This window comes from Niallia circulans, from assembly GCF_007273535.1.
GTDB classification, from domain to species: Bacteria; Bacillota; Bacilli; order Bacillales; family Cytobacillaceae; genus Niallia; species Niallia circulans_B.
Genome location: NZ_RIBP01000004.1, coordinates 1,148,507 through 1,161,045 on the forward strand (window position 1 = coordinate 1,148,507; position 12,539 = coordinate 1,161,045).

Sequence of the window (12,539 nt, forward strand, 5' to 3'; positions counted from 1 at the left end):
AATGGTTTCTTAGTTATCTAGACAGGTACATGCAAAAACAACTTCTAACAGGGGGTTAAATCATGAATTTACTTATAACAGGCGGTGCCGGGTTCATTGGCAGCAATTTTATTCGCCATATGCTTGATACATATTCTGATGTAAATATCGTTAATTTAGACTTGCTAACATATGCAGGCAATTATAATAGCTTAGCTGATTTTGAAAATAATCCTCACCATCAATTTGTCCACGGCAGCATTACAAATCGTGAGCTTATCACTCATTTGCTGGATGTCCATCATATAGAGGCAATTATTAACTTTGCAGCAGAGTCCCATGTAGACAGAAGCATTGTTGATCCAGGTGCCTTTGTGGAAACAAATGTGCAAGGAACATTGACTTTATTGGAGGCAGCAAAGGAGAAACAGGTCGGCAGGTTCATTCATATCTCTACAGATGAGGTTTATGGCAGCCTTGGCAAGGAGGGCTATTTCACAGAGCAAAGCTTAATTAAGCCGAATAGTCCGTATGCAGCGAGCAAGGCGGCAAGTGATATGCTTGTGCGTTCTTATTATAAGACATATGATTTGGATGTGAATATAACAAGATGCTCTAATAACTATGGGCCATACCAATTTCCAGAAAAACTTATTCCGTTACTCATTACAAATGGTGTTGATGGGGAAGTTCTTCCTGTTTATGGAGACGGAGAAAATATTCGTGATTGGATTCATGTTAAGGATCATTGTGCAGCTATTGACTGTGTACTGCGAAACGGAAAAAAGGGAGAAGTCTATAATATAGGCGGAAGAACAGAGAAAACCAATAATGAAATAGCCCATCTTATCATGGAAAGGCTGAACCTCCCAGAAGACAGGTTAAAGTATGTAGCAGACCGTCTTGGCCATGATCATCGTTATGCTATTGATCCTCTGAAGATAGAAAAAGAGCTTGGCTGGAAGCCTGTCTATATGTTTGCAGCTGGTATGAAGGAGACGATAGATTGGTACTTGAAAAATGAACGGTGGTGGCGGCCCTTAAAAGTACATTTGGGCAGAAAAAATGATTAAAATTATGCAACAATGGCTTAATGAGGTTAATAAAAGCACACTAAAAGAAACTACAGTGTGCTTCTTCCATATTTACCGCTGATAGATGGATAGATCGGGATGGCTGCCCTTTGTGATGACGTCACGAAGTATCTTTGCTAATGCCATGCTGTAGACAAGCCCGTTATCTCCATATGCCATCAAAAAATAACAGTTTGGAAATTCCTCGTATTCGCCAATTAACGGCAGTCCATCATGTGTTCCTCCATAAAAGGCGCCTAAATAGAATTCTGCGTGAATATCCAGGTCAGGGAAAAGCTTTTTACATTCTTTTATAAGCTTTTCTTTTCGACTGATGATTTTTGAATCTCGTTTGTCGGCATTCGCCGTATTTTCGTCAAATCCGCCAATGATAATCCGGTTGTCAAGCGTTGTTCTCATATAGATGTAAGGGCGGGCGGTTTCCCATATCAGTGTCCGCTTATGCCAGCTTGAGAAATCTTCAATAGGATTAGTAATAACAGCATAGGAGCTTGCCAAAACACTGTTTTTTTCATTTCTAATTTCGAGATTTTCATAGCCTGCAGCGAAAATCACCTGCTTTGCGGTAATAGAATGACCTTTGTCTGTATATAAGACTGCCTGATTATTTTCTAGCTTCTTCCCGTTAATCTTCGTGTTCTCATAAATAGCTACACCCTTTTTGGCAGCACCATCGATGAGAGCATGATTGAATTTAAATGGGTTAAGCTCACCATCATTATACGTATAAAGTGCTTTGTATTTTCCAAAGCCGTATTTCTCTTTTATTTCCTGTTCAGAAAGCAAATCTGCCTGAAAACCATGCTTTTGAAGATAAGCATACTCTTTTTCCAGTTTTTCTATATCCTCTGGATAGCTGGCATAATAAAGGCTGTCTCTTCGTTTAAAGTCAGAGGATATATCAAGTGCATTTGCAGCACCTTCTATGTCATTGATTGCTTCTTCACATAATTTCAAATGCCTGATAGCCATATCTTCACCAAAGCTGTTCACAAGTTCAAACAGCATCTTATCGCCAAGATACTGAATAAGTGCGGTGTTTGTTGCGGTGCTGCCTTCCCCTATTCTCCGTTTGTCGACTACTGCAACCTTTAATCCAGTATCCTTTAAGTAATGGGCACATTGGGCTCCAGAGCTGCCCGCACCTACAATAAGAACATCACAGCTTATATCCTCGTCAAGACTAGGGTACGCAGGGGCTTCAGGGAAGGTAGTTGGCCAATAGTAGTTTCCAGATTGCAATTTCATTGCATATTTCCCCTCTCATGTTTTAATCTGATACTATTAATATCAATCTAAATTAGCATGTCCTATAATTTTTATTTTTACTAATCAAAAAATAAGTGAAGAGGCAGAAGATATGACACCATTTACAAAAAAGGTAATGGAAATCATTCAATCGATTCCAACAGGAAAAGTAATGACATATGGCCAAATTGCAAGAATAGCTGGAAGTCCGAGAGGTGCGAGGCAAGTGGTCAGAATACTGCACAGCTCTAGCCAAAAATACCAGCTTCCTTGGCATCGAGTAGTTAATGCGAAAGGAGCCATAGTGATAAAAGCCGAGGAAGGAAACTCGCTTCAGAAGCAACTTCTTGAGGAAGAGGGCGTCGTTTTTTATAGAGAAGGTGTATTAGAGCTGACTATATATCAGCATTTCCCTCTTGAAGAATGGGAAAGAGACTATTTTGAGGAATAAAGAAGGCTAAAAAACTCCAAAACTTAGCTGTTTTGGAGTCTCAATGGTCCACTAATGTGACCTTGTTCATTTCTCGTAAGCCATTTTGTAACGCCTGGTTGAATTGCTCAGGTTTATCCATCATGGCATTATGTCCTGCGTTTGCGATGGAAATCATGTTTTTGTATGGCGCCTTAATAAGTGGGTAGTATTGTTCAAATAAATACTTAAAATGTAAGTCATATTGCCCGACAATATAAATGACCGGTACAGAATAGCTTGAAGATTGCTCTCTCATATCATGCTTTATAGCGTATTCGGATAAAGGTGCCTGAAGTTTTTCCTTCCTAAGGAAATAGCTTAAGTGTCTTAAAGAGAAATATGGGGACACTGCCCCGGCCTTTAAAAATGCAAAAGAATCAGACATATATGAAATATAATTTTGTGCTATTTTATACATTTTTACGACTGCTGCTTCTGTCGCCTTTAAGCTGTCATGGAGCCCTTTTTGCAGGCGTTCTAGTATTTCCGCATCCTTCTCTGCTCCTTGAACGAGAGCTTTTTTTCGGATTTCCGCAGCCATAAGAGCTGCCCCGTCATTTAAATGGACGATCTGAGAAATACCAACATATGCTTTAGTCAGCTCTGGATAGCGCTGTACAAATAGGCTTCCAATCGTCGTTCCCCATGAGTGACCCATAATGATGATTCTGTCCTGATTAAATTGCTTGGAGAGATACAGAACAATGTCATGAATATCCTCGACTAACTGGTCTGCAGAGAGGGAAGCACTTATTGTGTTTGCCTTTTTCTTGTTAAGGAAATAAGTTCGGCCAGTATTACGCTGATCCCAGTTAACAACTGTATAATCATGTTCCCAGCCATATTGGTATTTATGCAGCACTGGCGTCATGGGTGTGCCTGGACCGCCGTGAAGAAAAAGAATAATAGGGTTACTGGTATTTTGTCCTCTTATATACAGATATTGTTGGATACCGCCTATCTCCATTATCACCTCTTGATCAATCCCATGTTGTGAGTGAATTCTATGTTTTTGACGTATCGAATTTGCTAGAATCCACCTGAAAAGCAATAGGACAAAAAGAAGAAGGAGGAACATATCCAATATAGTTATGAAATTTATTTTCGGCAATTGGTCGTCCCTCCTTATTTAACGGTCATTAAAATCTATTCCTCCTAGACATTACCAGAATAAAATCAAACAGACAATAAGTTTTCCAACTTTTCACAAAGGTCTTAGTAGGATGGTTTCTAAATAGCATGGTCATTTTTCTAGGAAACTATAACAGATAAAAGACCTCCATTGCTAAGCGCAACGGAGATCAAATTCTTTTATATAACTGTAGACATTGTCTCTTTTAAGACTTTTACAGAATGGTCGAACTGCTTTTGTTCCTCTTGGTTTAATGGAATTTCAAGTACTTCTCTTATACCATCTACATTAATTACGGCTGGAACTCCGATATATACATCCTTATGTCCATACTGTCCATCCAGATGAACAGATACTGGTAAGATAGAATTTTCATTTCCTAATATAGCTTTTGTGATGCGGACAAGAGACATTCCAATTCCATAGTAGGTTGCTCCTTTTCGCTCAATAATATGGTATGCTGCGTCTCTTACATTAACGAAAATATCATCCAGATCCTTTTGGCTGTAATTGCTGTTTTTCGCAATTAATGTTTCAACTTCTTCTAAGCCAACTGTAGTGCGACTCCATACAGGTAATTCTGTATCACCATGTTCACCAATGATGGCAGCATGAACGTTTCGAGTATCTACATTGAAGTATTCACCAAGCATATAACGGAATCTAGCAGTATCGAGTGTAGTACCAGATCCGATAACCCTTTCTTTAGGCAATCCAGATTCTTTCCAAGTCACATATGTCAGAATGTCTACAGGATTTGTAGCAATAAGGAAGATGCCATTAAAACCGCTGTCCATTACATTTTTAACAATTGTTTTGAAAATAGCTGTGTTTTTTGCTACAAGATCAAGGCGAGTTTCACCTGGCTTTTGCGGCAATCCAGCAGTGATGACAACTAAATCTGCTTTTTGGCAATCTGCATATTGGCCGCTCCATACTTTCACAGGAGTTGGTGCAAAGGGAATACCATGGTTTAAATCCATTGCTTCACCCTCAGCCCTTAATTCATTCACATCAATCAGAACTAGTTCCTCTGCAACCCCTTGGTTAATAAATGAATAAGCATAGCTACATCCAACTGCTCCAGTTCCGATTAAGACAACACGATTGATATTTTGTTTTTTCATGATTATTTCTCTCCTCTTATTTTTATTTTAGAATAATATCCAACTAACTAGGCCGACTAATACTAATAAACTAACACTATATTTGATGGTAACCTTGAACAAGTCGCTATCCCTGCCCGCAAGTCCAACGGCGGCGGCTGCAACAGCAATGGACTGCGGTGATATCATTTTGGCCATAGTTCCGCCAATAACGTTAACTGCAACCATTGTTTCTGGTGCTATTCCAATTTGGGTAGCAGTGACAGCTTGCAGTGGTGCGAATAGGGAGCCGCTGTTGACAACAGATCCGGTTAGGAAAACTCCTAACCAACCTAACAAAGGTGCAAATAATGGGAATATATCACCAGTTGATGCGAATGCAAGACCTAATGTAGAGGACATGCCAGAATAAGTACAGATATAGGCAAATCCAAGAACACTGCAGATCGTTAGCACAGGTGTTAAAAGCTCTTTTGCTGTTTCCTTTGTTGTTTCCACAAGCAGTTTTTTGCGGCATTTAAACAATATGCTGGCAACAATGATTGTGATGACAATTGCTGTTGTTGTAGATGAAAATAAATCAAGTTTAAAAACGGCTGCATATGGTGCTGCTTCTGGAACGATAGGTGGAAGCTTAATAACATTATTATTTAAAAATGGAATTGGAAGAAGAAACACTAGTTTTTCCAATGGTCCACCTGTAATAAACAAGTTTTTGAATATAGATAAGTTGAATATTGTCACAATGATTGTTAAAAAGATAAACGGAAGCCAAGCATATGCAATCGCGGATAGAGAGTACTTCACCGTTTTATCTGTTTTTTCCTCTTTATTAACGCGATAAATCTCTTTAGGCTGCCATTTTTGTAAGAAAAGTGCTAAAGCCACGAGACTCACGATTGCGGCGAAAATATTAGCTAGTTCGGCACCAATGAAGTAAAGCACCAAAGCCTGTGTTATTGCAAAGGAGATACTGGCTACAAGCACTGCCGGATATGTTTGCTTGATTCCCTTCCAGCCGTCAATGATAAAAATAAGCAGAAATGCCACGATGATCGCAAGAATGGGAATGATGATGGCAGTATATCTGCCGACTGCTAGTCCATCAAGACCTGTTAGCAATGATGGAACTGTTACAGGAATTCCCATTGCACCGTATGCTCCACCAGCAATATTGGCAATTAAGCAAAGACTTGCTGCATATATTGGGCTAAAGCCTAATCCAACTAATATTGCTGCTGTTATTGCAACAGGAGCTCCAAAACCTGCGGCACCCTCTAAAAAGGCTCCGAATGAGAATGCGACAATTAAAACCTGTAAGCGCTGATCTGATGTGATAAAAGAAATACTATTTTCGATAATGGCAAACTTTCCTGTTTTCACAGTAATCTTATAAAGGAAGATTGCTGCAAATACAATGGAGGCGACTGGCCAAATGCCGGCAAGTGCTCCGTATAATGCTGACATAAGTGCAAAAACTAAAGGCATTTTATAGATCAAAACAGCAACAATGCCTGCGACGAGAATACTCATTGCTCCTGCTACATATCCTTTTAATTTAAATACGGTCAACATGAGGATGAAAAATAAAATTGGGATAGCTGCAATGATGGCTGAGATCCATAAATTATTCAATGGATCATAAACTTGGTTCCATGCTGTCACGCTTTCTCAGCTCCTCTGAAAATATTTTGTTTACAGTTTCATTATAGTGGATACTTTGTGAAAAACATCACATAATTATGTCCGTTTTGTGAATACAATATGTAAAACGCTTTCTTGGCGGAAAGTTGTTCACTAGTTTGTAACATTTCAGTTCCCTTCCTCGTTAAATTCAAACACATTAATCATATTTTTAGCCATTTCATGCTGAATATTCTTGTTTAGCATGAAATATAGCTATGTCTGATTTTTTAGAATACTTAGTTGACAGCAAGTAGCTATTTATGTAAAGTATAGGTAAATTAATAGGAAAATCCACTAGGGGAGCCAATTGAGGCTGAGACAAGAAGTTCTTGGACCCTTCGAACCTGATCTAGTTCGTACTAGCGTAGGAAAGTGGAGTCGGTATCTCTAACTAGTTTAAATGCTTTTATTTGACTATTTATAGGCCACTCCATTTTTGGAGTGGCCTTTTTGCGGTTTTGAAATGTAATTAGGTCACTTTATTTTCTTATTAATAAAAAAGGAGGAGATAAGTGATGAGTTTTTCTAAACAATTAAGGCAAGAGGCAGATCCAATCTTTGAGGCTATTTTCGCACACCCGTTTGTAAGAGGGATTGCAAGTGGAGACTTGCAGGCAGAACAGCTTATCCATTATGTGAAGCAGGATTTTGAGTATTTGAACTCCTTTATGCAAATATATGGAACAGCTATTTCTAAGTGTGATAACAGAACGGATATGCAAATGTTTAATGAGCAAATTTCTTTTGTTCTGCACAGTGAGATTCATCCACATAATAACTTCTGTGAAGTAGCTGGAGTTACATATGAGCAGCTGCAAGGATTCCCATTATCGCCAAGTGCACACCATTATATCCGCCATATGCTGACAGTGGCACAGTCAGGAGGGATACCTGATATTCTTGCCGTACTGCTTCCATGTCCATGGACATATGCGGAAATTGGCAAGAGGCTGCTTGAAGAGGTAAATCCAGACTCAAGTCATCCCTTCAATGAATGGATTCGTTTTTATGGTGGCGGATCGATGGGGATTACTGGCACATTCTGTGAACGTCTAGATGAATTGGCAGAGAGCTTAAGTGAGCAGCAGAAGCAAAAGCTGACAGAGTACTTTTTGATAAGCTGCCATTTGGAATACAAGTTTTGGGACATGGCATATACACTTGAGGACTGGCCTGTGAAGATAGAGGTTAAAGCCTAATGGAATGGAAGATAAAAGAAGTTGTGCTGATGGTTGTTTTGTCTGTTGCTTGCGGAGTTATCTATTTAGGCTGGTCTACCTTATATTTGCCTGTTTCTGCACTAGTCGGTCCTGTTGGCTCTAACTTTATGTTTGGCATTTGGGTGATAGCAAGCCCGATTGTTGCCTATATCATTCAGAAGCTTGGCGCTGCGTTCATTGCTGAGGTTGCTGCAGCAGCGGTAGAATTACTTGCCGGCAGTCACTTCGGATTGTCTGCGTTGCTGATTGGTGTCTTGCAGGGACTCGGGGCAGAATTAGCTTTTGCCGTCTTTCGCTATAAGCGCTATCATGTTTCTGTTTTAATGCTGTCAGGCGCAATGGCGGCAGTTGGAAGCATGCTGTATAGCCTTATTGCCAATGGCTTCGGATATTATCCAACTGGCACATTACTGCTGACATTCATTATTCAAATTATCAGCGGCATGCTGCTTGGCGGACTGCTCGGGAAGCTCATAGTGGATGCTTTATTAGCAACAGGTGCACTTGATCATTTTGCGATAAATAAACAGAATGTCCAAAAGGATGATAACGATGAGTTCATTGTTAGGATGTAAAAACCTTTCTGTCCAGTTTTATCGTCAAATGAAGCCTGTTCTGAATCATGTTTCATTAGATTTCCAGCCTGGAGAGAATGTGTTAATCCTTGGTCCGAGTGGCAGCGGCAAATCGACACTTTTGTCTGTCCTTGCTGGAATCATTCCAGACCATATCGAGGCAAAGGTTAAAGGGGAGGTAATCAGAACACAAAATATGGGTATCTTGTTTCAAGATCCTGATACACAATTTTGTATGGAGCATGTAGATGAGGAAATTGCCTTTAGCCTTGAGAACAGAAATGTTCCAGCAGAGGAGATGGTCTTAAAGATAAAATCCCTGCTGGAAGTTGTCGGACTTAAGGTAGAGCTTAATACGAGGATTGCTGCATTGTCAGGAGGGATGAAGCAGCGCCTTGCATTAGCTAGTGTGCTTGCATTAGAGCCTGACGTGCTGTTCTTAGATGAACCTACTGCACAGCTTGATCCTGTTAGCAGGAAGGAGTTCTTTAAGCTATTGAATCAGCTCGCAAGTCAAGGGCAAACAATGATCATTGTGGAGCATGTTCTTGATGGCTGCATTGAGTGGATGGATCGGGTCATCTTGTTAAATAAGCATGGCGAAGTGATTGGTGACGGTCATCCCCAATATATACTGGAGCAGTGTAAAGGCCAAATGGAGGAAGCAGGAATATGGCGACCGGAAATTTATCCATTTGAGTGGCATAAGGTTATTGGTGACAAGAATCATCCTTTAAGTAAACAACTTAACGAAAAGTATCTGCAAAGTAAAACGAAAAAAGATACATTCCAGCATAATACAGATTCACTTATGTCTGCAGAGGCTGTTTCTATTTCCTATGAAAGAATGCCTGTTCTCTGTGATGTAAACTTCCAGTTTGGAAAAGGAGAATGGATTTCGATTATAGGAAAGAACGGAAGCGGGAAAAGCAGCTTGTTAAAGGTACTGGCAAAGCTGAAAAAAGTCAGCAAGGGCAGTGTTGCTTTTAAGGATATCCATTTGAAAAGCTGGAAAGAGAGCCAGCTATACGAGAAAATCGGATTTGTTTTCCAAAATCCAGAATGGCAGTTCATCAATAAAACGGTCTATGAAGAGATACTTTATTCCGGTGAACAGCAAAATGTAAAAAAGGAGTCAGCTGAAGCAAAAGCAAAGGAGCTGCTGGAGGAATTTGGGCTCTTAAACTATTCAAACAGAAATCCTTTTAACTTAAGCTTCGGTCAAAAAAGAAGATTAAGTGTAGCGACAATGCTGCTGCTTAATCAGGAAGTGCTCCTGCTTGATGAACCAACCTTCGGACAGGATAAACACTCGGCAGAGAGCCTGCTAAGCTTATTGAAGAAGCGGCAAGAGCATGGGACAACAATCGTAATGGTCACACATGACATGAATATTGTTGACCAATATTCAAATAGGGTACTTTTAATTGATGAAAACAGTCTTTGTTTTGATGGCCACCCTTTTTCCTTATTTTCAGATGAGAAGCTGCTGGAGAAAACTAGAATCATTCCGCCATTACATTATGCTTATAAACGAGCAGTGAAGGAGGAATGTTTCCTTGGAAAGCAATCAATCGTGCTTGTCCCAAATTAATCCGAGTTATAAGCTGCTTGCTCACATTGTTGTTATGATAATGCTCATGTTTATAGGTAATCCAGTAAAAACATTTGTATTCTGGATTGTATTTCTGCTTTTAGGATTAGCTTTAGGTGGGTGGACAGTAAAGTATTTACTAAAAGTGATGATGCCCTACTGCTTGTTTTTCGTGCTTGTTTTCTGGATGCTTGCTGCGTTCGGGAAAGGAGATACCGAAATTTGGCAATGGGCATGGTTTCGGATAACAGAGGAAAGTATCAGTAATGGCTTGACCATTGCCTTAAGAATGCTTGCTTTCGTTACAATTGGTTTGCTCTTTACCTCAACTACTAATCTTCACTTATTTATGATGAGCTTGATCCATCAGCTAAAGGTATCCCCGAAATGGGCCTATGGATTTATGGCAGGTTTCCGCTGTATTCCGATGTTTCAGGCAGAGCTTGTGCAGCTGAAGGATGCGCACCGGATAAGAGGCTACAAGCAAAGCGGTAGCTGGCAGGCTTTCAAAAGGTATGCCATCCCACTTCTTACAAATGCTATTCGAAAGTCAGAACGAATGGCAATTGCTATGGAAGCACGAGGATTTACCGGGAGCAGGAATAGAACCTATTACAAAACAACAGCACTTACTTCAATAGACGTTCTTTATGTCGGCTTGCTTCTTCTGTTTGCTGTTGCGATGGTTTTTCTTTAAGTGCTCCAAAGTGAAAATCCAAGGACGAAAAGGGTATGTTACCTTAAAGTCCTTGGTTTTTTTTTGAAGTTAGTTTTCATAAAGAGGTTTATTCCAAGAAATATTAACATAGTTTATTAACGTGAAAATGGAAATAAAATCTAATGAAAAAAGAATTGACACAACATGTATATACAACATATAATTGAAAGCGTAAACAGTTTACTTGTATATACATGTTTATGTAATCGCAATCATATTAGAATAGATAGAACAGCTTTTGTTTACGCAAAAAAAAGGGAGGATGAACTATGAGCAAGTATACAGAACCGGCGAAACAGCTTCTTGAGCATGTTGGTGGAAGCGATAACATTTCTGTTGTTACTCATTGTGCAACAAGAATGAGATTCGTATTGAAAGAACCGGCAAAGGCAGATGTTAAAAAAGTAGAGGAAATCGGCCTTGTTAAAGGAACATTTACACAAGCTGGACAATTCCAGGTTATTATCGGAAATGAAGTATCATCCTTTTACAATGACTTTATTAGCATTGCAGGTGTAAACGATACGTCAAAGGATGATGCAAAGCAAGCAGCGAAGCAAAATATGAATTTCCTGCAAAGAATGATTGCTCACTTGGCTGACATCTTTACACCATTAATTCCAGCTATCGTTGTTGGTGGTTTGATTTTAGGATTCCGAAACATCATCGGTGAAATCAAAATGGTTGAAGACGGTACAAAAACACTGGTGGAAGTTTCACAATTTTGGGCAGGAACAAACGATTTTCTTTGGTTAATTGGTGAAGCGATATTTCACTTCCTCCCAGTTGGGATAACTTGGGCAGTTACTCGGAAAATGGGTGCAACGCAAATATTGGGGATTGTCCTAGGTATTACACTTGTTTCACCACAGCTGCTTAATGCTTACGCTGTGGCGAGCACACAAGAAATTCCATTTTGGGATTTTGGCTTTGCTCATGTTGACAAGATTGGTTATCAAGCACAAGTGCTTCCGGCAATATTTGCAGGCTTGCTGTTCTCCTTCTTAGAGCTGCGTTTGCGCAAAGTCATCCCTAATGCTATCAGCATGATTGTTGTGCCATTCCTAGCATTAGTACCGACAGTTCTTATCGCTCACACTGTGTTGGGTCCTATCGGCTGGCAAATCGGTTCATTCATCTCTGATGTTGTATATTCTGGATTGACTTCTTCATTAGGATGGCTGTTTGCAGCAGTGTTTGGCTTTGCTTATGCACCGCTTGTTATTACTGGCTTACATCATATGACAAATGCGATCGACTTACAGCTTATGAGCGAATTCAACGGCACAAACCTTTGGCCAATGATCGCGTTATCTAATATCGCACAAGGATCTGCAGTATTGGCAATGATCTACATTAATCGCAAGGACGAAAGAGAAAAGCAAGTTTCCATTCCAGCAACAATCTCCTGTTATCTAGGAGTTACAGAACCGGCAATGTTCGGTATTAACTTGAAATATGGCTATCCATTCTTGGCAGCCATGATTGGTTCCATGGTTGCAGGTGTGATTTCGGTTGGTTCACATGTTATGGCAAACTCAATTGGAGTCGGAGGACTTCCAGGAATTCTGTCTATCCAGCCACAGCATATGGTTACCTTTGCAATCGCAATGGTTGTCGCAATCGTTATTCCGTTTGTATTAACAATTATCTTTGCTAAAGCAAACATGGGCAAAATTTCTTTGAAAAAATCAAGAGCATAACAGGAAAAAGCA

The 12,539-nt window shown here is 39.8% G+C and carries 11 protein-coding genes and 1 riboswitch; of the genes, 7 read left to right on the forward strand and 4 right to left on the reverse strand.

Translation table 11 applies throughout. From position 1 onward, the window contains the following. The first annotated feature begins 62 nt into the window (after positions 1-62). A complete protein-coding gene (gene rfbB, locus CEQ21_RS13700) occupies positions 63-1,052 on the forward strand; it encodes a dTDP-glucose 4,6-dehydratase (protein WP_185764994.1) in 990 nt (329 codons plus the stop codon). A 72-nt stretch (positions 1,053-1,124) separates the two neighbouring features. Here rfbB and CEQ21_RS13705 read toward each other — a convergent pair whose 3' ends face one another. After that, positions 1,125-2,321: an NAD(P)/FAD-dependent oxidoreductase gene (locus CEQ21_RS13705; protein WP_185764995.1), complete on the reverse strand. Its 1,197-nt coding sequence runs from the start codon at positions 2,319-2,321 to the stop codon at positions 1,125-1,127. A gap of 112 nt (positions 2,322-2,433) precedes the next feature. Between CEQ21_RS13705 and CEQ21_RS13710 the strand changes: the two genes are divergently transcribed. Continuing rightward, the gene (locus CEQ21_RS13710) at positions 2,434-2,772 is read left to right on the forward strand and encodes an MGMT family protein (protein WP_185764996.1); all 339 of its coding nucleotides are present in this window, start codon (positions 2,434-2,436) and stop codon (positions 2,770-2,772) included. A gap of 40 nt (positions 2,773-2,812) precedes the next feature. Here the strand turns inward: CEQ21_RS13710 and CEQ21_RS13715 are convergent, their stop codons facing one another. The 3 genes from CEQ21_RS13715 to CEQ21_RS13725 form a co-directional block, all read right to left on the reverse strand. Beyond that, on the reverse strand, positions 2,813-3,760 hold the full coding sequence (locus tag CEQ21_RS13715; protein WP_185764997.1) for an alpha/beta fold hydrolase: 948 nt from the start codon (positions 3,758-3,760) through the stop codon (positions 2,813-2,815). 344 nt (positions 3,761-4,104) lie between these two features. Then, a complete protein-coding gene (locus CEQ21_RS13720; RefSeq protein ID WP_185764998.1) occupies positions 4,105-5,052 on the reverse strand; it encodes an L-lactate dehydrogenase in 948 nt (315 codons plus the stop codon). Between the two features lie 27 nt (positions 5,053-5,079). Continuing rightward, positions 5,080-6,696, reverse strand: coding sequence for a lactate permease LctP family transporter (locus tag CEQ21_RS13725; protein WP_185764999.1), 1,617 nt, complete (start codon positions 6,694-6,696; stop codon positions 5,080-5,082). A 307-nt stretch (positions 6,697-7,003) separates the two neighbouring features. Further along, positions 7,004-7,105: riboswitch (TPP riboswitch) on the forward strand. Between the two features lie 127 nt (positions 7,106-7,232). On the opposite strand from CEQ21_RS13725, the gene tenA reads away from it, so the two are divergent. The 5 genes from tenA (at position 7,233) to treP (ending at position 12,527) form a co-directional block, all read left to right on the forward strand. Further along, positions 7,233-7,916, forward strand: coding sequence for a thiaminase II (gene tenA, locus CEQ21_RS13730; RefSeq protein WP_185765000.1), 684 nt, complete (start codon positions 7,233-7,235; stop codon positions 7,914-7,916). Next, positions 7,916-8,512: an ECF transporter S component gene (locus CEQ21_RS13735; protein WP_185765001.1), complete on the forward strand. Its 597-nt coding sequence runs from the start codon at positions 7,916-7,918 to the stop codon at positions 8,510-8,512. Before tenA ends, CEQ21_RS13735 begins: the two co-directional genes overlap by 1 nt. Further along, positions 8,490-10,106 carry an ABC transporter ATP-binding protein gene (locus tag CEQ21_RS13740; RefSeq protein ID WP_185765002.1) on the forward strand — a complete coding sequence of 539 codons (1,617 nt, stop codon included), beginning with the start codon at positions 8,490-8,492 and terminating at the stop codon, positions 10,104-10,106. Before CEQ21_RS13735 ends, CEQ21_RS13740 begins: the two co-directional genes overlap by 23 nt. Next, positions 10,072-10,803, forward strand: a complete 732-nt coding sequence (locus CEQ21_RS13745) for an energy-coupling factor transporter transmembrane component T family protein (RefSeq protein WP_185765003.1) — start codon at positions 10,072-10,074, stop codon at positions 10,801-10,803. Before CEQ21_RS13740 ends, CEQ21_RS13745 begins: the two co-directional genes overlap by 35 nt. A 290-nt stretch (positions 10,804-11,093) precedes the next feature. After that, positions 11,094-12,527 (forward strand): PTS system trehalose-specific EIIBC component, encoded by a 1,434-nt coding sequence (gene treP, locus CEQ21_RS13750; RefSeq protein ID WP_185765004.1) that lies wholly within the window; start codon positions 11,094-11,096, stop codon positions 12,525-12,527. Positions 12,528-12,539 lie beyond the last annotated feature (12 nt).

Coding starts and splice junctions, on each gene's coding strand:
- rfbB (WP_185764994.1), top strand. CDS start 63: ATGAATTTACTTATAACAGGCGGTGCCGGGTTCATTGGCAGCAATTTT.
- CEQ21_RS13705 (WP_185764995.1), bottom strand. CDS start 2,321: ATGAAATTGCAATCTGGAAACTACTATTGGCCAACTACCTTCCCTGAA.
- CEQ21_RS13710 (WP_185764996.1), top strand. CDS start 2,434: ATGACACCATTTACAAAAAAGGTAATGGAAATCATTCAATCGATTCCA.
- CEQ21_RS13715 (WP_185764997.1), bottom strand. CDS start 3,760: ATGGAGATAGGCGGTATCCAACAATATCTGTATATAAGAGGACAAAAT.
- CEQ21_RS13720 (WP_185764998.1), bottom strand. CDS start 5,052: ATGAAAAAACAAAATATCAATCGTGTTGTCTTAATCGGAACTGGAGCA.
- tenA (WP_185765000.1), top strand. CDS start 7,233: ATGAGTTTTTCTAAACAATTAAGGCAAGAGGCAGATCCAATCTTTGAG.
- CEQ21_RS13735 (WP_185765001.1), top strand. CDS start 7,916: ATGGAATGGAAGATAAAAGAAGTTGTGCTGATGGTTGTTTTGTCTGTT.
- CEQ21_RS13740 (WP_185765002.1), top strand. CDS start 8,490: ATGAGTTCATTGTTAGGATGTAAAAACCTTTCTGTCCAGTTTTATCGT.
- treP (WP_185765004.1), top strand. CDS start 11,094: ATGAGCAAGTATACAGAACCGGCGAAACAGCTTCTTGAGCATGTTGGT.